General features: G+C 65.5%; 14 protein-coding genes and 3 rRNA genes. 16 read left to right on the top strand and 1 reads right to left on the bottom strand.

The window, feature by feature from the left end; all coding sequences use genetic code 11:
- The first annotated feature begins 61 nt into the window (after positions 1 to 61).
- From HUN07_RS14630 to HUN07_RS14600, 7 genes are all read left to right on the top strand, one after another.
- The gene (locus tag HUN07_RS14630) at positions 62 to 706 is read left to right on the top strand and encodes a DNA-3-methyladenine glycosylase (protein WP_254622516.1); all 645 of its coding nucleotides are present in this window, start codon (positions 62 to 64) and stop codon (positions 704 to 706) included.
- Entirely contained in the window at positions 699 to 1976 is a 1278-nt protein-coding gene (gene tyrS, locus HUN07_RS14625; protein WP_254622515.1) for a tyrosine--tRNA ligase, read from the top strand. The genes HUN07_RS14630 and tyrS overlap by 8 nt, the downstream gene beginning before the upstream one ends.
- Positions 1977 to 2568: 592 nt before the next feature.
- Positions 2569 to 4085: ribosomal RNA gene (locus HUN07_RS14620) — 16S ribosomal RNA — on the top strand.
- Between the two features lie 333 nt (positions 4086 to 4418).
- Positions 4419 to 7551: ribosomal RNA gene (locus HUN07_RS14615) — 23S ribosomal RNA — on the top strand.
- Positions 7552 to 7679: 128 nt separating this feature from the next.
- Positions 7680 to 7796: ribosomal RNA gene (gene rrf, locus HUN07_RS14610) — 5S ribosomal RNA — on the top strand.
- Together the 16S, 23S and 5S rRNA genes form the textbook arrangement of a ribosomal RNA operon.
- A 60-nt stretch (positions 7797 to 7856) precedes the next feature.
- Positions 7857 to 8957 (top strand): hypothetical protein, encoded by a 1101-nt coding sequence (locus HUN07_RS14605; RefSeq protein ID WP_397484742.1) that lies wholly within the window; start codon positions 7857 to 7859, stop codon positions 8955 to 8957.
- A complete protein-coding gene (locus HUN07_RS14600; protein ID WP_254622514.1) occupies positions 8954 to 9967 on the top strand; it encodes an HAD-IIA family hydrolase in 1014 nt (337 codons plus the stop codon). The genes HUN07_RS14605 and HUN07_RS14600 overlap by 4 nt, the downstream gene beginning before the upstream one ends.
- A gap of 81 nt (positions 9968 to 10048) precedes the next feature.
- On the opposite strand, the gene HUN07_RS14595 is transcribed toward HUN07_RS14600, so the two are convergent.
- Positions 10049 to 10225, bottom strand: a complete 177-nt coding sequence (locus HUN07_RS14595; protein WP_174910494.1) for a hypothetical protein — start codon at positions 10223 to 10225, stop codon at positions 10049 to 10051.
- A 43-nt stretch (positions 10226 to 10268) separates the two neighbouring features.
- Between HUN07_RS14595 and HUN07_RS14590 the strand changes: the two genes are divergently transcribed.
- The 9 genes from HUN07_RS14590 (at position 10269) to HUN07_RS14550 (ending at position 20584) form a co-directional block, all read left to right on the top strand.
- The gene (locus tag HUN07_RS14590; RefSeq protein WP_174910492.1) at positions 10269 to 11129 is read left to right on the top strand and encodes a TlyA family RNA methyltransferase; all 861 of its coding nucleotides are present in this window, start codon (positions 10269 to 10271) and stop codon (positions 11127 to 11129) included.
- Complete coding sequence (locus tag HUN07_RS14585) at positions 11126 to 12079, top strand: NAD kinase (protein WP_114723491.1); 954 nt, start codon at positions 11126 to 11128, stop codon at positions 12077 to 12079. Before HUN07_RS14590 ends, HUN07_RS14585 begins: the two co-directional genes overlap by 4 nt.
- Positions 12080 to 12081: 2 nt before the next feature.
- Entirely contained in the window at positions 12082 to 13860 is a 1779-nt protein-coding gene (gene recN / locus HUN07_RS14580; RefSeq protein WP_174910490.1) for a DNA repair protein RecN, read from the top strand.
- Positions 13861 to 13961: 101 nt separating this feature from the next.
- Entirely contained in the window at positions 13962 to 15146 is a 1185-nt protein-coding gene (gene steA / locus HUN07_RS14575) for a putative cytokinetic ring protein SteA (RefSeq protein ID WP_114723586.1), read from the top strand.
- Positions 15143 to 16087, top strand: coding sequence for a copper transporter (locus HUN07_RS14570; protein ID WP_114723493.1), 945 nt, complete (start codon positions 15143 to 15145; stop codon positions 16085 to 16087). Before steA ends, HUN07_RS14570 begins: the two co-directional genes overlap by 4 nt.
- 145 nt (positions 16088 to 16232) lie before the next feature.
- Complete coding sequence (locus HUN07_RS14565; RefSeq protein WP_174910488.1) at positions 16233 to 17951, top strand: CTP synthase; 1719 nt, start codon at positions 16233 to 16235, stop codon at positions 17949 to 17951.
- 9 nt (positions 17952 to 17960) lie between these two features.
- Complete coding sequence (locus tag HUN07_RS14560) at positions 17961 to 18611, top strand: NUDIX domain-containing protein (RefSeq protein ID WP_174910487.1); 651 nt, start codon at positions 17961 to 17963, stop codon at positions 18609 to 18611.
- Complete coding sequence (gene xerD / locus HUN07_RS14555; RefSeq protein WP_114723496.1) at positions 18608 to 19537, top strand: site-specific tyrosine recombinase XerD; 930 nt, start codon at positions 18608 to 18610, stop codon at positions 19535 to 19537. Before HUN07_RS14560 ends, xerD begins: the two co-directional genes overlap by 4 nt.
- Positions 19538 to 19693: 156 nt before the next feature.
- Positions 19694 to 20584 carry a ParA family protein gene (locus HUN07_RS14550; protein ID WP_441346821.1) on the top strand — a complete coding sequence of 297 codons (891 nt, stop codon included), beginning with the start codon at positions 19694 to 19696 and terminating at the stop codon, positions 20582 to 20584.
- Position 20585 lies beyond the last annotated feature (1 nt).

Raw genomic sequence — 20585 nt, 5'->3', positions numbered from 1 at the left:
CGCGGGGACGCCCGTCAACGCTCCGGACGCCACCGCGCGACGTCGGTGCACAATCGTCACCGTGACCACTCCTGGACGTGACGTCCTCCGCGACGCCGACCACCCGATCGAGGCGGCCCGGGCCCTTCTCGGCGCGACGCTGACCGTGGGCGCGGTGCGGGCGCGGATAGTCGAGGTGGAGGCGTATGGAGGCGACTTACAGGGCCCATGGCCGGATCCGGCGTCGCACTCCTTCCGGGGACGGACACCGCGGAACGCGGTGATGTTCGGTGAGGCGGGCCATCTGTACGTCTACCGCAGCTACGGAATGCACTACTGCGCGAACGTCTCGTACGGACCGGACGGCGTCGCCGGTGGCGTGCTGTTGCGCGCTGCCGAGATCATCGACGGCCACGAGCTGGTCGCCTCACGCCGTCCGGGGATCAGTCGTCACCCCGACGCCGCCCGCGGACCGGGCAACCTCGGTTCGGCACTCGGCCTGACCCTCGACGACAACGGGGTCGACCTGTTCGGGACCCACCCGGACACGCGCCTGGGACTGGGGGAGCCGACGCCCTACCGGAGCGGCCCACGGGTCGGGATCGCCGTTGCCGCAGACCGGCCGTGGCGGCTGTGGATCCCGGGCTCGGCCGCCGTTTCCGCGTACCGCCGCAGCCCGCGCGCACCTGCGGTCACCGAGCGATGGGATGATCGGGTGCGTGACTGAGAACATCCTTGACGAACTGACCTGGCGGGGCCTCATCGCCCAGTCGACCGATCTGGACGCGCTGCGTCGTGAGACCGAGGCCGGTCCAGTCACGTTGTATGCCGGTTTCGATCCGACCGGGCCGAGCTTGCACGCAGGCCACCTGGTCCCGCTGCTCGCCCTCAAGCGCTTCCAGCGCGCAGGTCACCGGCCGATCGTCCTGGCCGGCGGCGCCACCGGCATGATCGGTGACCCCCGCGATGTCGGCGAGCGCACTATGAACTCGGCCGACACGGTCGCCGAATGGGCCGATCGCATCCGCTCGCAGCTCGAGCGCTTCGTCGACTTCGACGATTCACCGACCGGCGCGGTCATCGAGAACAACGCCAACTGGACGTCCAAGCTGACGGCAATCGATTTCCTGCGCGACATCGGTAAGCACTTCTCCGTGAACGTCATGCTTGCGCGGGACACCGTCAAGCGGCGTCTCGAGTCCGACGGCATGTCCTACACCGAGTTCAGCTACATGTTGCTGCAGGCGAACGACTTCGTGCACCTGCGCCGCAACTACGGTTGCGCGTTGCAGGTCGGCGGCTCCGACCAGTGGGGCAACATCATCGCCGGGGTCGACCTCAACCGGAAGCTCGACGGTGCCTCGGTCCACGCGATGACGGTCCCGCTCGTGACGTCTGCGGACGGCAAGAAGTTCGGCAAGTCGACCGGTGGCGGCAGCCTGTGGCTCGATCCCGAGATGACCAGCCCGTACGCCTGGTACCAGTACTTCGTGAACACCGGTGACGCGGATGTCATGCGTTACCTGCGCTGGTTTACGTTCCTGACGCAGGAGGAGTTCGCGGAGCTCGAGACCGCGACGGCGGAGCGCCCGCAGGCTCGTGAGGCGCAGCGCCGGCTCGCTGCCGAGATGACGACGCTCGTCCACGGACAGGCAAATACGGACGCGGTTGAGCTCGCGAGCAAGGCGTTGTTCGGCCGCGCCGAGCTGACGGACCTCGACGAGTCGACGCTCGCGGCTGCGCTGAAGGAGGCGTCGATCGCAGAGGTTCGAGCAGGTGAGCCGGACACGATCATCGATCTCCTGGTAGCGAGCGGGCTGTGCGAGAGCAAGGGCGCTGCGCGCCGAGCTGTCAAGGAAGGCGGCGCCTACGTGAACAACCAGCGAGTCGAGGCCGACGACTGGGCGCCGAGCGCGACGGATCTGCTGCACGGAAAGTGGCTCGTGATCCGACGGGGACGGAAGAACTTCGGTGGCATCAAGGTGCTCGCCGGCTGACGTGTCCGGCGTCACGAAGATCAAGTTGTGCCCGAACGGGGCGGGGTTCGCCCCGCCCCGTTCGGTCTACCTGCGGCTTTTCGATCCAGAGTGGCCGGGCAAGCCCTGTGACCAGGCAATTTGGCGTTCCGGTGCAAAGCCCCGTAACTTATTCCAGGTCAGAGCGACACGGACACCGACCCGCCGCCGAGCTTCGCAGCTCGGCGAGGGAAAACGAGGTTGTACGGAGAGCGCCTGAAAATCCGAGTGTGAAACATCCTGTAGGATGGTGGAGCGCGTTCGGGTGGCCGACAAAGTAGCGGATTTGCGTCCGAGACTTGGTTCGGTTAGGCTGGAACAGTTGCCCCGAAACGAGGAGCCTGAGGGTTTCGAGTGGTGGTGTGCGTGTGTTCTTTGAGAACTCAACAGTGTGTCGATGAATGTCAGTGCCAATTTTTTGGTACCTCGCATCCTTTTTGGGTGCGGGTTTGCTGATCGTTCCATTCTTCCGTCTGGGATGGTCAGCGCAACAGCTAGTTTGAGTTTATTTTGCTAGTGATTTGACTCGATGTCTATGACTGATTGCCGGCTTTGGCTGGCCAATCTAGAGTCTTCAACGGAGAGTTTGATCCTGGCTCAGGACGAACGCTGGCGGCGTGCTTAACACATGCAAGTCGAGCGGTAAGGCCCTTCGGGGTACACGAGCGGCGAACGGGTGAGTAACACGTGGGTGATCTGCCCTGCACTTCGGGATAAGCCTGGGAAACTGGGTCTAATACCGGATATGAGCCTCCACTGCATGGTGGGGGTTGGAAAGGTTTACTGGTGCAGGATGGGCCCGCGGCCTATCAGCTTGTTGGTGGGGTAATGGCCTACCAAGGCGACGACGGGTAGCCGGCCTGAGAGGGCGACCGGCCACACTGGGACTGAGACACGGCCCAGACTCCTACGGGAGGCAGCAGTGGGGAATATTGCACAATGGGCGAAAGCCTGATGCAGCGACGCCGCGTGAGGGATGACGGCCTTCGGGTTGTAAACCTCTTTCAGCAGGGACGAAGCGAGAGTGACGGTACCTGCAGAAGAAGCACCGGCCAACTACGTGCCAGCAGCCGCGGTAATACGTAGGGTGCGAGCGTTGTCCGGAATTACTGGGCGTAAAGAGCTCGTAGGCGGTTTGTCGCGTCGTCTGTGAAAACCAGCAGCTCAACTGCTGGCTTGCAGGCGATACGGGCAGACTTGAGTACTGCAGGGGAGACTGGAATTCCTGGTGTAGCGGTGAAATGCGCAGATATCAGGAGGAACACCGGTGGCGAAGGCGGGTCTCTGGGCAGTAACTGACGCTGAGGAGCGAAAGCGTGGGTAGCGAACAGGATTAGATACCCTGGTAGTCCACGCCGTAAACGGTGGGCGCTAGGTGTGGGTTTCCTTCCACGGGATCCGTGCCGTAGCTAACGCATTAAGCGCCCCGCCTGGGGAGTACGGCCGCAAGGCTAAAACTCAAAGGAATTGACGGGGGCCCGCACAAGCGGCGGAGCATGTGGATTAATTCGATGCAACGCGAAGAACCTTACCTGGGTTTGACATATACCGGAAAGCCGTAGAGATACGGCCCCCCTTGTGGTCGGTATACAGGTGGTGCATGGCTGTCGTCAGCTCGTGTCGTGAGATGTTGGGTTAAGTCCCGCAACGAGCGCAACCCTTGTCCTGTGTTGCCAGCGCGTAATGGCGGGGACTCGCAGGAGACTGCCGGGGTCAACTCGGAGGAAGGTGGGGACGACGTCAAGTCATCATGCCCCTTATGTCCAGGGCTTCACACATGCTACAATGGCCGGTACAGAGGGCTGCGATACCGTGAGGTGGAGCGAATCCCTTAAAGCCGGTCTCAGTTCGGATCGGGGTCTGCAACTCGACCCCGTGAAGTCGGAGTCGCTAGTAATCGCAGATCAGCAACGCTGCGGTGAATACGTTCCCGGGCCTTGTACACACCGCCCGTCACGTCATGAAAGTCGGTAACACCCGAAGCCGGTGGCCTAACCCTTGTGGAGGGAGCCGTCGAAGGTGGGATCGGCGATTGGGACGAAGTCGTAACAAGGTAGCCGTACCGGAAGGTGCGGCTGGATCACCTCCTTTCTAAGGAGCATTCTCCTTCTCGGACTCACACACTGGTGTGAGGGGAGTAAGGCAGAGGCCGTTTAGTGAACACATGTTTCACTGCGGTTGCTCATGGGTGGAACACTGACAAGCATTCTTCTTCGCTACCGCCGGCCACTGTGCCGGCGGGAAGAGAGTTATATCGGCATACTGTTGGGTCCTGAGAGAACACGCGAGTGTTTTTCTCCAGGAAGAAACGATCCTGTTCGGATGTCAGGCAGACCGCGCTACTTCGGTGGTGGGCATGGTGTTGACGCGAGTTCGAGCGGGGTGTGTTGTTTGAGAACTGCACAGTGGACGCGAGCATCTTTGTTGTAAGTAATGAAGAGCGTACGGTGGATGCCTTGGCACCAGGAGCCGATGAAGGACGTAGGAGGCTGCGATAAGCCTCGGGGAGCTGTCAACCGAGCTGAGATCCGAGGATTTCCGAATGGGGAAACCCAGCCACAGTGATGTGTGGTTACCCGCGCCTGAATATATAGGGCGTGTGGAGGGAACGTGGGGAAGTGAAACATCTCAGTACCCACAGGAAGAGAAAACAATAGTGATTCCGTGAGTAGTGGCGAGCGAAAGCGGAAGAGGCTAAACCATGGATGTGTGATAGCCGGCGGGCGTTGCATTCGTGGGGTTGTGGGATCCATTTTGTCAATTCTGCCGGGTTGGCCAACAGTAAGAAATCATCGTGTTAGTCGAAGTGGTCTGGAACGGCCTGTCGTAGAGGGTGAGAATCCCGTAGACGAAAACATGGTGACTGTTGTAGTGGACACCCAAGTAGCAGCGGGCCCGTGAAATCTGCTGTGAATCTGTCGGGACCACCCGATAAGCCTGAATACTCCCTGGTGACCGATAGCGGACTAGTACCGTGAGGGAAAGGTGAAAAGTACCCCGGGAGGGGAGTGAAATAGTACCTGAAACCGTGCGCTTACAATCCGTCAGAGCCTTCGAACACTTCGGTGTTGGGGGGTGATGGCGTGCCTTTTGAAGAATGAGCCTGCGAGTTAGCGGCATGTCGCGAGGTTAACCCGTGTGGGGTAGCCGTAGCGAAAGCGAGTCCGAATAGGGCGTCCGTAGTGGCATGTTCTAGACCCGAAGCGGAGTGATCTACCCATGGCCAGGGTGAAGCGACGGTAAGACGTCGTGGAGGCCCGAACCCACTTAGGTTGAAAACTGAGGGGATGAGCTGTGGGTAGGGGTGAAAGGCCAATCAAACTCCGTGATAGCTGGTTCTCCCCGAAATGCATTTAGGTGCAGCGTCGCGTGTTTCACTCTGGAGGTAGAGCTACTGGATGGCCGATGGGCCCCACAAGGTTACTGACGTCAGCCAAACTCCGAATGCCAGAGTGTGAGAGCGCGGCAGTGAGACTGCGGGGGATAAGCTTCGTAGTCGAGAGGGAAACAGCCCAGATCGCCGGCTAAGGCCCCTAAGCGTGTACTAAGTGGAAAAGGATGTGGGGTCGCGAAGACAACCAGGAGGTTGGCTTAGAAGCAGCCACCCTTGAAAGAGTGCGTAATAGCTCACTGGTCAAGTGATCCTGCGCCGACAATGTAGCGGGGCTCAAGTACACCGCCGAAGCCGCGGCATTCACATAACACCCATTTCCTCCTGCGGGGGGTTGTGCAGTGGTGTGGATGGGTAGGGGAGCGTCGTGCAGCCATGGAAGCAGCGGGGTGACCTAGTTGTGGAGGCTGCACGAGTGAGAATGCAGGCATGAGTAGCGAAAGACGAGTGAGAAACTCGTCCGCCGAATGACCAAGGGTTCCTGGGCCAGGTTAATCCGCCCAGGGTGAGTCGGGACCTAAGGCGAGGCCGACAGGCGTAGTCGATGGACAACGGGTTGATATTCCCGTACCCGTGTGAACGCGCCCCTGGTGAATCAGTGATACTAACCGTCCTGAAGCGTCCTTACTTCCCTTCGGGGAACCTGGATGTGGATGCACGGGACCTGATCTGGTAGTAGCCAAGCGATGGGGTGACGCAGGAAGGTAGCTGAGCCAGTCAGTGGTAATACTGGTGTAAGCGTGTAGGGCGTGGCCTAGGCAAATCCGGGTCACATACAGCCTGAGACGTGATGCGTAGCCGATTGAGGCGAATTCAGTGATCCTATGCTGCCGAGAAAAGCCTCTAGCGAGCTTTCACACGGCCCGTACCCCAAACCGACACAGGTGGTCAGGTAGAGAATACTAAGGCGATCGAGATAACTGTGGTTAAGGAACTCGGCAAAATGCCCCCGTAACTTCGGGAGAAGGGGGGCCTCGTCTGGTGATCCAACTTGCTTGGTGAGCTGGGTGGGGCCGCAGAGACCAGAGAGAAGCGACTGTTTACTAAAAACACAGGTCCGTGCGAAGTCGTAAGACGATGTATACGGACTGACGCCTGCCCGGTGCTGGAAGGTTAAGAGGACCGGTTAGCCAGCAATGGCGAAGCTGAGAATTTAAGCCCCAGTAAACGGCGGTGGTAACTATAACCATCCTAAGGTAGCGAAATTCCTTGTCGGGTAAGTTCCGACCTGCACGAATGGCGTAACGACTTCTCTGCTGTCTCAACCACAGACTCGGCGAAATTGCATTACGAGTAAAGATGCTCGTTACGCGCGGCAGGACGAAAAGACCCCGGGACCTTCACTATAGCTTGGTATTGGTGTTCGGTTCGGTTTGTGTAGGATAGGTGGGAGACTGTGAAGCGGGCACGCCAGTGTTCGTGGAGTCGTTGTTGAAATACCACTCTGATCGTATTGGACATCTAACCTCGGACCATGATCTGGTTCAGGGACAGTGCCTGGTGGGTAGTTTAACTGGGGCGGTTGCCTCCCAAAATGTAACGGAGGCGCCCAAAGGTTCCCTCAGCCTGGTTGGCAATCAGGTGTTGAGTGCAAGTGCACAAGGGAGCTTGACTGTGAGACTGACAGGTCGAGCAGGGACGAAAGTCGGGACTAGTGATCCGGCACCGGCAAGTGGAAGCGGTGTCGCTCAACGGATAAAAGGTACCCCGGGGATAACAGGCTGATCTTCCCCAAGAGTCCATATCGACGGGATGGTTTGGCACCTCGATGTCGGCTCGTCGCATCCTGGGGCTGGAGTAGGTCCCAAGGGTTGGGCTGTTCGCCCATTAAAGCGGCACGCGAGCTGGGTTTAGAACGTCGTGAGACAGTTCGGTCTCTATCCGCCGCGCGCGTTAGAAACTTGAGGAAGGCTGTCCCTAGTACGAGAGGACCGGGACGGACGAACCTCTGGTGTGCCAGTTGTTCCGCCAGGAGCACTGCTGGTTAGCTACGTTCGGAAGGGATAACCGCTGAAAGCATCTAAGCGGGAAGCCTGTTCCAAGATGAGGTTTCTCACCCCCTCGAGGGGGTAAGGCCCCCGGCAGACCACCGGGTTGATAGGCCAGAACTGGAAGCACGGTAACGTGTGGAGGTGACTGGTACTAATAGGCCGAGGACTTACCACAAAGAAGCTACGCGTCCACTGTGCGGTATCTGAAACAACACACAGATACCATTCACCCCCAACACCCCAGGTCTTGTGCCGGCGGGTGGTTCGGGCGGGGGAATTGAATGTGTGACAGTTTCATAGAGTTACGGCGGCCATAGCGGAGGGGAAACGCCCGGTCCCATTCCGAACCCGGAAGCTAAGCCCTCCAGCGCCGATGGTACTGCACCCGACAGGGTGTGGGAGAGTAGGACACCGCCGAACATCCGTTACCGAAAGGGGACCCAACACACTGGGTCCCCTTTCGTGTTTTGTATGAAAGGAATGGCTGTGTCGGAAAGCAGTGGTGATCGTCGGAACTTCCGCGGAGACGGCACTCACCGTTCCGAAGGACACCAAGGACAGCAGGGAAACCGCGGTGGCCGCCCGTCGGATCGTCAGGGTTCACGTGACGACCGGCGTCAGGCGCCGAGCGGTGGGCAGGACCGTGCCGGCCGCCCCAACGGTGGCGGAGGCCAGTGGCGCGATCGCGACGATCGGCGCACCGAGAATCGCGGCGAGTACCGCGGTGGCGACAGTCGCACGGGCGATGCCCGCGGTGAGCGTCGCGGTGACGACCGTCGGCAGTTCGACAGTCGTGGTGACGACCGTCGCGGGACCGGCGGCGCCCCGCGCCGTCGTGGCGGCGAGGGCGGCTTCGGTCCGGCACGTGGCCGCGAGTCCATGGGCCCGAACCGTCGTGACGCTCGCCCCGACGAGCCGGATCTGCCTGACGAGGTCGAGGCCGGCGAGCTCGATCCCGCAGTACGCCGGGATCTGCTGAGCCTGGACAAGAACAATGCGAATGCGGTTGCCCGGCACCTGGTGATGGCCGGTCGGCTGATCGAGGACGACCCGCGTCTGGCACTCGCGCATGCCCGTGCCGCACGCCAGCGCGCCGGACGTATCGCGGTGGTTCGTGAGACCGCAGGAATCACGGCCTACCACGCTGGTGAGTGGGCCGAGGCACTGTCCGAGTTGCGTGCAGCCCGCCGGATGTCGGGTGGGCCGGGATTCCTCGCGGTCATGGCCGACTGCGAGCGGGGTCTGGGTCGTCCCGAGCGTGCCATCGAGCTGGGTCGCAGCGACGAGGCTCGGGCGCTCACCGGTGAGGACGCCAGCGAACTGCGGATGGTCGTCGCGGGTGCACGCATGGATCTGGGGCAGTTCGACCAGGCCGTGGTGACGCTGCAGACTCCGGATCTCGACGCGTCGCGCTCGGGTGCGGCTGCGGCCCGTCTGTTCTACGCGTACGCCGACGCGCTCGTCGCGGCCGGCCGGATCGAAGACGGACTCAAGTGGTTCCTCAACTCGGCGGCCGCCGATCTCGACGGTGACACCGATGCGGAGGAGCGTGTGGCCGAGCTGACCGGAGACGGTCAGTGACGGAGGCAGTGGGTGTCCCACTCCGCGCGGGGTACGACGTGTTGCTGCTCGACCTCGACGGCACCGTCTACCAGGGGCCGGAGGTCATTCCGGGTGCGCGGGAAGCCCTCGACGCGGGCGACGAGCGTCAGCTGTATGTGACGAACAACGCCAGCCGGAGTCCTGCAGAAGTCGCCGCTCATCTGCGTGACCTCGGCTTCCATGCTGCGGACTCGGACGTCGTGACGAGCTCGCAGTCGGCGGCGCGCTTGCTGTCGGAGCGTCTCGCTCCCGGTGCAGCCGTCCTCATCGTTGGGACGGACGCACTCGCGGCCGAGGTCGAGAACGTCGGTCTCCGTGCCGTCCGGCGGTTCCAGGACGAGCCGGTCGCCGTCGTGCAGGGGCACTCGCCTGCCACCGACTGGGTGATTCTCGCCGAGGCCACGTTGGCAATCCGGGCGGGTGCGTTGTGGATCGCCGCGAACGTCGACACGACGCTCCCGACCGAGCGCGGGTTGGTGCTGGGCAACGGATCGATGGTTGCCGCGGTGCGGACCGCCACCGGGCGGGAGCCGATCGTCGCGGGCAAGCCCGCTTCTCCGTTGATGGAGGATGCGCTGAATCGTGCGGGCACCGGACGGCCGCTCGTCGTGGGCGATCGCCTCGACACCGATATCGCCGGCGCGAACGCGGTGGGTGCCGAATCGTTGCTGGTCCTGACCGGGGTGAGCACGACAGCCGATCTGCTGCGCGCCGACGAGACGCACCGTCCGACCTACGTCGCCGAATCGCTGGACGCTCTCAACCGTCCGGCTTCGGCATCTGCGGTCGGCACTCGGCCGGGGTGGCGGGTGGAGTTCGTCGGGGGAGACCTCGTGATCCACGCTGCTCCCGGTGTCCCGGACGGGACTCGCACGGGCGCGTTCCTGTCGGTTCTCGCTGCCGCGTGGCGGCATCCCGAGTTCGTCCGTGTTCGCGCCGGTGACGACACGGCGCGCGCCGCCGTGTCGTACCTTCTGGGCGAGATGTGACGCCGCGACCGGTCGGGTCACCGGCCGGTCGCAGGTGGTCTGTTGTCGGGCGAATGGGCTAGGTTTGCAGCGATGAGCACGTCAGTACCACTTCCAGGCCAACACCTCCCGGACGCCGGCGGCGGAGCCGATCCGGCGGGCGTCCACCGCCGTGTCGACGAGCTGCTGTTGCAGCTCGGGGACGCGTCCGGTAGCTCGCCCCAGTCTGGTGATGCCGAGGAACTCGCACGTCAGGCACAGATTCTCGAACGGGCTCACGATGTTCTCGTCGAGTCCCTGGCAGCAGTGGACAAGGTCTGAGGTGGCACGTCGAGCAAGAGTCGATGCGGAACTCGTGCGGCGGGGGCTCGCTCGCTCACGTGAGCATGCGGTCGAATTGATCTCGGCCGGACGCGTCCTCATCTCGGGGAACGTGGCAACCAAGCCGGCGACCGCGATCGAGGCCGGCACGCCGCTGCTCGTGACCGACGTCGACGAAGAGATCTCGTGGGCGTCGCGCGGTGCACACAAGCTGATCGGTGCGCTCGACGCGTTCATGCCCGAGGGACTCACGGTCGAGGGTCGGCGGTGCCTGGATGCGGGCGCCTCGACCGGCGGTTTCACCGACGTTCTCCTGCACAACGGTGCACGTGAAGTTGTCGCCGTCGATGTCGGCTACGGCCAGCTCGTGTGGCGGCTCCAGTCCGATGATCGTGTCCACGTGATCGACCGGACCAACGTCCGATCCATCGATGCGGAGACCATCGGAGGTCCGGCCGACCTTGTGGTGACCGACCTGTCGTTCATCTCACTCAAACTGGTTCTGCCGGCACTGGTCGCCTGCGCCGCCGAGGGCGCCGATCTGGTGCCGATGGTCAAGCCTCAGTTCGAGGTCGGCAAGGAACGTGTCGGCACCGGTGGCGTGGTCCGCGACCCCGAGCTGCGTGCGAGCGCGGTGCTCGAGGTTGCGCAGGCCGCGGCCGAACTCGGGTTGCGGACGGTCGGGGCAGTGGCGAGCCCTCTGCCGGGGCCGTCCGGCAACGTCGAGTACTTCCTCTGGCTGCGCAAAGACGTCACCGCCGTCGCCACCGGCACCGCACCGGCCGAGATCGGGGGAGCCGGCGGTCCCGAGCCGTCGGTGGAGGACCTCATTCGTCGTGCCGTTCAGGAAGGTCCACAGTGACCGATACCCCCGCGACCGCCGGCCAGGAGGTCGCCGCGCCGCGCCAGATTCTGCTGGTCGCCCATTCGGGCCGTGCCGAGATCACCGAAACGGCCCGTCGTGTCGCGGCCATCTGTGCCCGCGCGGGCATCGCGTTGCGACTTCTCGAGAACGAGGTCGATCTGGAGCGGGTCGAATCACTCGGGACGGGGTCGGACCGGCCTGACGTCTCCGTGGTACCGGAAGGGCCGGGTGCTGCCTCGGATTGCGAGATGGTGATCGTGCTCGGCGGCGACGGCAGCTTCCTGCGTGCGGCCGAGCTGGCGCAATCCGCGGATGTCCCCGTCCTGGGGATCAATCTCGGGCGGATCGGGTTCCTCGCCGAGGCGGAGGCCGAGCACCTCGAGGCGGCGATGGAGCAGGTGGTGCGGCGCGAGTACCGCATCGAGCACCGGATGACACTGGACGTGATGGTCCGGATCGAGGACCGGATCGTCCAGCGCGGATGGGCGCTCAACGAGGCGAGTATCGAGAACCGGTCCCGGCTCGGCGTGCTGGAAGTGGTCCTCGAGGTCGACGGCCGTCCGGTCTCTTCGTTCGGCTGTGACGGAGTGCTCGTCGCGACACCGACCGGATCGACGGCGTACGCTTTCTCTGCCGGCGGACCGGTCGTGTGGCCGGAACTTGAAGCGCTGCTGGTCATTCCGAGCAACGCGCATGCGTTGTTCGCGCGTCCACTGGTCACCAGTCCCGAGTCGATCGTCGCCGTCGAGACGGTGGCGGACAGCCACGACGGCCTCGTGTTCTGCGACGGACGGCGCACGCTGGAACTGCCGGCGGGTGCCCGCGTCGAGGTGATACGCGGCAAGGATCCGATCCGCTGGGTCCGTCTGGATTCCGCGCCGTTCGCGGACCGGATGGTGCGCAAGTTCGATCTTCCGGTGACGGGGTGGCGAGGGAGGAAGCGGTAACTGTGCTGGCGGAGATTCGGATCGACAACCTCGGAGCCATCTCGTCGGCCTCCGCTCAGTTCCACGCAGGCCTGACGGTACTCACGGGTGAGACCGGCGCCGGCAAGACCATGGTCGTCACCAGCCTGCATCTGCTCAGCGGTGCGCGCGCCGACGCCGGACGCGTGCGCGTGGGCGCGGCGCGTGCGGTCGTCGAGGGCCGGTTCACCGTCGACGACTCCGCCCCACAGGTCGACCGCGAGGTTGCGCGACTGCTCGAGTCGTGCGGTGCGGAGCGGGACGAGGACGGCAGCATCATCGCGGTGCGCACCGTGGGCGGCGACGGACGGTCCCGAGCTCACCTGGGCGGGCGCAGTGTCCCGGCCGGCGTGCTCTCCGAGTTCACCGACCCGCTGCTCACCGTGCACGGGCAGAACGACCAGCTGCGCCTCCTGCGGCCGGATCAGCAGCGTGCCGCGCTCGATCGGTTCGCGGACAAGACGATCGGCCCGCTGCTCACGCGCTACCGCAAGCATCGAGCCGAGTGGGTCGAGGCGCGGACGGAGCTGATCGAACGGACCAGCCGGACGCGGGAACTCGCGCAGGAGGCCGATCAGCTGACGTTCGCGCTCGAGGAGATCGACCGTGCCGCGCCGACACCGGGCGAGGACACCGACATTGTCACCGAGGTGCGCAGGCTCGGTGATCTCGATTCGTTGCGTTCGGCCGCCGAGGGCGCGCAGGCCGCGCTCGCCGGCGTCGACGACGACGCGCTGGGCGGAGCGTCGGCGGCCCTCGACCTGTTGGGTGAGGCCCGCTCGCGGATCGAGTCGTCGGACGATCCGGCCCTGGCGGGACTGGGGCCGCGGCTGGGCGAGGCGATCGCTGTCGTCGCGGACGTTTCGGGCGAGCTGTCCGGGTACCTGTCCGGGCTACCGAGCGATCCCGGTGCGCTGGACACTCTGCTGACCCGTCAAGCCGAACTGAAGGCACTGACGCGTAAGTACGCGGCAGACATCGACGGTGTGCTGGCGTGGGCCGACACGGCCCGTGAGCGGCTCGCGAAGATCGATGTCTCTGCGGACGCGCTCGCGGACCTGTCTGCTCGCGTCGACGAGACCGCGAAGCTCACCGCGGAGGCCGCGGTGAAGCTGACGGCCGCCCGCACGAAGGCGGCGACGAAGCTCGCGAAGGCGGTCAGCGATGAGTTGGCCGGTCTCGCGATGGGACGGGCCGCGCTCGACGTGTCGGTGCGGGCCCGCGAGGCCGGACCCAACGACTCGGCGCCGCTGGCGGTCGACGGCCGGGAACTGCATGCCGGAGCGTCCGGGGTCGACGAGGTGGAGTTTCGGCTGGCCGCGCACAGCGGAGCCCAGGCACTGCCGATCAGCAAGAGCGCGTCGGGCGGTGAGTTGTCCCGCGTGATGCTCGCGCTCGAGGTGGTGCTCGCGGGCTCGGATCGGGGCGCGACCATGGTCTTCGACGAGGTGGACGCCGGTGTGGGCGGCCGCGCGGCGGTGGAGATCGGACGTCGCCTCGCTCGTCTCGCGCGGACCCATCAGGTCATTGTCGTCACTCATCTGCCGCAGGTGGCGGCCTTCGCCGACACACACCTCGTGGTGGACAAGACCGACGACGTGCGCCGCGGCGTCGACAGTGGTGTGCGCACCCTGACCGAGGACGATCGGGTGGTCGAACTCGCTCGCATGCTCGCCGGCCTGGACGACACGGAGACCGGCCGCGCGCACGCCGAGGAGTTGTTGTCGATCGCGGGGCAGGAGCGCAGTACCGCCCACGCATAGCACGAAAACCGACTTTTCTGTTGGTATAGCTGTGACGGGTGTGGTAGTTGATACGGCGCGCCTCCACGATCATCCGCGTGCGACGGGCGATCATCGAGGTCATGAAGATGCCGGCGCTGCTCTCCCGAAAGACCGAATCCCTACCCGGAATCAGTGGCATCGCTCGAGTCGACCGCGACACCACCAAGTTGCTGCGTCGCGTCGGACACGGCGACATCGTCGTCCTCGACGAGATCGATCTGGACCGCGTCACGGCGGACGCCCTGGTGGCCGCCGGCGTGCTGGCGGTCGTCAACGCGTCCCCGTCCATCTCGGGTCGCTACCCGAACCTCGGTCCCGAGGTGCTGCTCGCCAACGGCATCGTGCTGGTCGACTCGGCCGGGACGGAGATCTTCAAGGCGATCAAGGACGGGTCGAAGATCCGCCTGCACGAGGGCAGTGTCTTCGCCGGTGACCGTGCCCTGGCGAAGGGTGAGGAGCAGACCGAGGCCGAGATCTCCGATCGCATGATCGAGGCCAGGACCGGGCTGGTCGACCATCTCGAGGCCTTCTCGGGCAACACGATCGAGTTCATCCGTTCCGAGAGTCCGCTGCTGATCGACGGCGTCGGCGTGCCGGACATCGACGTCGACCTCGAGGATCGCCATGTCGTGGTCGTGGCCGACGGACCGGACCACCAAGCCGATCTGAAGGCTCTCAAGCCGTTCATCAAGGAGTACTCACCGATCCTCATCGGTGTCGGCGCCGGCGCCGACACCCTGACGAAGGCGGGATACCGCCCCGACCTGATCGTCGGCGATCCCGAGGACATCACCGCCGAGACCCTCAAGTGCGGTGCCGAGGTTGTGCTGCCGGCCGACCCGGACGGTCACGCGCAGGGACTGTCCCGGATCCAGGACCTCGGCATCGGCGCGATGACGTTCCCGGCGTCGGCGTCGCCGTCGGATCTGGCGCTGCTGCTGGCCGACCATCACGGCGCGTCGCTCATCGTCACGGTCGGCAGCACCGTCTCGCTCGACGAGTTCTTCGACCGCGGCCGCCGCGATACCAACCCGGCGGCCTTCATGACGAGGCTCAAGGTCGGGCCCAAACTGGTGGACGCCAAGGCCGTGGCGACGTTGTACCGCAGCCGGGTGTCCGGCGCGGCGATCGCGCTGCTGGTGCTGGCGGCGCTGACCGCGGTGATCGTGGCGCTCGTCGTCTCGAACATCGGCGGTGACGCAATGGACTGGGCAATCGACACGTGGAACAGCTTCGCGCTGTGGGTTCAGGGGCTGTTCAAGTGATTTCGATGCGTCAACATGCCATCTCCATAGCGGCGATCTTCCTGGCACTCGCGATCGGCGTCGTGCTGGGTTCCGGGCTGCTGTCGAACGGGATGCTCTCCGGGCTGCGGGACGACAAGGCCGAGCTGCAGAACGAGATCGAGGATCTGAACCAGGAGAACAACCAGCTCGGCGAACAGCTCATGTCGGCGGACGGTTTCGACTCCGCCGTCGCGGACCGAATCGTCCGCGACACCCTCGCGCAGCGTTCGGTGATCCTCGTCACGACGCCGGATGCCGATCCTGCCGACATCGACGGGATCAACCGTGTCGTGGCCCAGGCCGGTGGCGCGATCACCGGTCGCGTGTCGCTGACCAAGTCGTTCGTCGACTCCGTCAACGGCGATCAGTTGCGCACGACGGTGACGAACATCATTCCAGCGGGCATCCAGTTGCGGACCGGCGCGGTGGACCAGGGCAGTCTGGCGGGAGACCTGCTGGGCTCGGTGCTGCTCCTGAACCCGCAGACGGCGCAGCCGCAGACCACTCCCGAGGAGCGCGGTCTGGCGCTCGAGACGCTGCGTGGCGGCGGCTTCATCGACTACGACGGAAACGTTCAACCTGCACAGTTGGCGGTTGTGCTGACCGGTGAGGGGGATCCCGAGAACACCGGCGGTAACCGGGGCGCGGTGATCGCACGGTTCGCGGGAGCGCTCGACGGGCGTGGCGCCGGCACCGTGCTGGCGGGCCCACCGGCCGCCGCGGAGGGCAGTGGGCCGATCGCGGTGGCCCGTGCGGACGCGGCCGTCTCGGCGGTGCTCACCACGGTCGACAACGTCGATCGGGAGTCGGGTCGAATCACGACGGTGCTGGCGCTCCAGGAGCAGCTCGGAGGCGGTTCCGGACGGTACGGGACGGGTCCCGGCGCCACCGCGGTGACCGTCGGCGCGCCGACGCCGTAGGACAGGTGTGACGCCTGTCGCTCCCGAACCGGAGCGTCGTGCGAGGCGGCCGGGCGAGAAGGTGTTACCGTGAAGTCCCGTGGGTCGGCAGGCCCCAGAACGCTCAACTCAGACCAAGTCCTGCACAGTCGTCACGGGAGCCCCTTTGCCACAGTCACGCATCCAGTCGCGTAGCGCCACCAAGCACATCTTCGTGAGCGGGGGTGTCGCCTCCTCTCTCGGTAAGGGATTGACCGCTTCCAGCCTCGGTGAGCTGCTCACCGCGCGCGGACTGCGCGTGACCATGCAGAAGCTCGATCCCTACCTCAACGTCGATCCCGGAACGATGAACCCGTTCCAGCACGGCGAGGTCTTCGTCACCGAGGACGGCGCCGAGACCGACCTCGACGTCGGACACTACGAGCGGTTCCTCGACCGCGACCTCAACGCGTTCGCGAACGTGACGACCGGTCAGGTCTACTCCGCGGTCATCGCCAAGGAGCGCCGCGGCGAGTACCTGGGCGACACTGTCCAGGTCATCCCGCACATCACCGACGAGATCAAGAGCCGCGTCCTCGCGATGGCCGGCCCCGACGCCCAGGGCCAGGTGCCCGACGTCGTGATCACCGAGATCGGTGGCACCGTCGGCGACATCGAGTCCCAGCCGTTCCTCGAGGCGGCCCGCCAGGTGCGCCACGACGTCGGCCGGGAGAACGTCTTCTTCCTGCACGTGTCGCTGGTGCCGTACCTCGGCCCCTCCGGTGAGCTCAAGACCAAGCCGACGCAGCACTCGGTGGCCGCGCTGCGCAACATCGGTATCCAGCCGGACGCGCTGATCCTGCGCTGCGATCGTGACGTCCCGCAGGCGCTCAAGGCGAAGATCGCGCTGATGTGCGACGTCGACGTCGACGCCTGCATCTCCACGCCCGACGCGCCGTCGATCTACGACATCCCGAAGGTGCTGCACAGCGAGGGACTCGACGCCTACGTCGTCCGTCAGCTCGGCCTGCCCTTCCGTGACGTGGACTGGACGGTGTGGGGCGACCTGCTCGACCGCGTGCACAACCCGCGCGAGACGGTCCGCGTCGCGCTGGTCGGCAAGTACGTCGACCTGCCGGACGCCTACTTGTCCGTCACCGAGGCACTGCGCGCCGGTGGTTTCGCGCACCGCTCCAAGGTCGAGATTTCGTGGGTTCCGTCCGACGAGTGCGAGACCGAGGAAGGTGCCCAGGCCGCGCTCGGCGAGGCCGACGCCGTCCTGATCCCCGGCGGTTTCGGTATCCGCGGCATCGAGGGCAAGCTCGGCGCGATCCACTTCGCCCGCACCCGCCAGATCCCGCTGCTGGGCCTGTGCCTGGGCCTGCAAGCCGTCGTCATCGAGGCGGCGCGCTCGGTGGGCCTGAAGGACGCGAACTCCGAAGAGTTCGATCCGGACACCAAGCACCCGGTCATCTCGACGATGGCCGACCAGGAGCACATCGTCGCCGGCGAAGCCGACCTCGGCGGCACGATGCGCCTGGGCGCCTACCCGGCGGTGCTGGCCAAGGGATCGGTCGTCGCGAAGGCGTACGACAGCGAGAACGTCTCCGAGCGCCACCGTCACCGCTACGAGGTCAACAACGCGTACCGCGATCGCATCGCCAAGAGCGGTCTGCAGTTCTCCGGCACGTCGCCGGACGGCCATCTCGTCGAGTTCGTCGAGCTGCCCGCGGACAAGCACCCGTTCTTCGTTGCGACGCAGGCGCATCCGGAGCTCAAGAGCCGTCCGACCCGTCCGCACCCGCTGTTCTCGGCGTTCGTCGCCGCTGCCCTCGCCCGCAAGGCAGGTATGCAGGCGCCGGTCGACGCACCGGCCGATCCGGCCACCGCGGACAGCGTCGGATAGCGCACCCTTATGAGCCTGCCGGGGGAGCACGAGTTCGACACGGTCGACTCACGCGACGTGTACAGCGGGGCGATCGTGGCCCTGCGCGTGGACCGGGTCGCGATGCCCGGCGGGCGAGAAGCTGATCGGGAGGTCGTCGAGCATCACGGGGCAGTAGCCGTCGCGGTGCTCGACGACACCGACCGGCTGGTTCTGATCAAGCAGTATCGGCACCCGCTGGGCCGCCGACTGTGGGAGCTACCGGCCGGTCTGCTCGACGAGCCCGGTGAGGTGCCGTTGGATGCGGCGCGCCGCGAACTCGTCGAGGAGACCGGGCTGGCCGCCGACCGGTGGTCGGTGCTGGTCGATGTCGCGTTGTCGCCGGGGTTCACCGACGAATCGGTGCGGGTGTTCCTGGCTCAGGGTCTGCACGACGTCGGACGTCCGGACGCGCACGACGAGGAGGCCGACCTCGAGATCGCCCGCGTGCCGCTCGACGACGCGGTGGCGATGGCACTGCGCGGCGAGATCGTCAACGCGACCGCGGTGTCGGGGATCCTCGCGCTGGCGGCGGCCCGCGCACGCGGTGCGGTCCTGCGCCCGGCCGACGCGGACTGGGTCGACCGGCCCGAGACGTTCGCGCGACGCAAACACGCCGGGGCGGACCGCGGACCGGCATGACGGCGCTCGGCGGACAGATCGACACGTACCTGGACCACCTGGCCGTCGAGCGCGGTGCCGCGCGCAACACCCTCAGTTCATACCGGCGCGACCTGGACCGGTATGCGCGGTTCCTCGCGGACCGCGGCATCGAGGATCTGCGATCGGTCGGTGAGGCCGATGTCAGTGAGTTCGTGGTGTCCCTGCGCAAGGGTGACCCCGAGAGCGGAACCGTCCCGCTCGCCGCGAGTTCGGCGGCGCGGGCGTTGATCGCGGTCCGCGGTCTGCACCGGTTCGCGGCCGCCGAGGGGGTGACGTCGGTGGACGTCGCCCGGGCCGTGAAGCCGCCCACCCCCGGCCGTCGTCTGCCCAAATCGTTGTCCCTCGACGACGTGCTCGCGGTCCTGGACGCGGCCGGTGGCGACGGCGCCTCCGACAACCCGCGCACCCTCCGCGACAGGGCGCTGCTCGAGTTGCTGTACTCGACCGGTGCGCGGATCTCTGAGGCGGTGGGACTGGATGTCGACGACCTCGACACCGAGTCGCGCGCGGTGCTGCTGCGGGGCAAGGGCGGCAAGGAACGCGTCGTCCCCGTCGGCCGGCCCGCGATCGCCGCGATCGACGCCTATCTGGTGCGGGGGCGCCCCGCGCTGTCGGTGCGGGGCACGCCGGCGCTGTTCCTCAACATCCGCGGCGGCCGGTTGTCCCGGCAGAGCGCGTGGCAGGTCCTGCACACCGCAGCCGAGAAGGCCGGCATCACGGTCGCGGTGTCGCCGCACACGCTGCGGCACTCGTTCGCCACCCACCTGCTCGACGGCGGCGCGGACGTGCGCGTCGTCCAGGAACTCCTGGGCCACGCCTCGGTCACCACGACGCAGATATACACCATGGTCACGGTGGGTGCCCTCCGTGAAGTGTGGGCGCAGGCCCACCCCCGCGCACGTTGACGCGGTTGCGTGTTGGCAGTCGTTTGAGATCACGAAGCGGTAGCGTTACGGCATCAGCTATCGACAGGACGGGATCAACAGGACGGGGAGCATCGGACCGTGGTGACACCGCAGCCGCCTGAGGCGGAGCCAGCGCACCCGTATTCCAGGGGCGCGCTGTCATATGCAGAGAAGGTCGAGATCGGGCAGGGCATCGAGACCGAATCGGAGGCACCGTTGGGGCCCACCGGACGCCCGCTGCGCGAGGTTCCCGAACCGGCGCCGGTCAGCGGTCACGGGCCCGCCCGGATCATCGCGATGTGCAACCAGAAGGGTGGCGTCGGCAAGACGACGTCGACGATCAATCTGGGCGCCTCGCTGGCCCAGTACGGACGCCGCGTGCTGCTGGTGGATCTCGACCCGCAAGGCGCCTTGTCCGCGGGTCTCGGTGTGGCACACCATGATCTGGATCTGACGGTCCACAACCTGCTGGTGGAGCGCACGTCGATCGACGACGTCCTGATGCGCACCCGGATCGACGGACTGGATCTGCTGCCCAGCAATATCGACCTCTCGGCCGCCGAGATCCAGCTGGTCACCGAGGTGGGTCGTGAACAGACGCTCGGACGCGTGCTGCACCCGGTGCTCGACCGCTACGACTACGTGCTGATCGACTGCCAGCCGTCGTTGGGGCTGCTCACCGTCAACGCGCTGGCGTGCGCCGACAGCGTGATCATCCCGATGGAGTGCGAGTACTTCTCGCTGCGCGGTCTCGCGCTGCTCAACGACACCGTCGACAAGGTCCGGGACCGACTCAATCCCCGGCTCACGCTCGAGGGCATCGTCGTGACGATGTTCGACAGCCGGACGCTGCACGCTCGCGAGGTGATGTCGCGGGTCGTGGAGGTGTTCGGTGACCTGGTGTACGACACGGTCATCAACCGGACTGTGCGGTTCCCCGAGACCAGCGTGGCGGGGGAGCCGATCATCACGTGGGCCCCCAAGTCGGGCGGCGCCGAGGCCTACCGGGCGCTTGCCCGCGAGGTGATCCACCGTTCCGGCCGGTAGC

This window comes from Rhodococcus sp. W8901, from assembly GCF_013348805.1.
Classification (GTDB): domain Bacteria; phylum Actinomycetota; class Actinomycetes; order Mycobacteriales; family Mycobacteriaceae; genus Prescottella.
The sequence above is the reverse complement of the archived record's forward strand: the minus strand, read 5'-3'. Positions and strand labels throughout refer to the sequence as shown.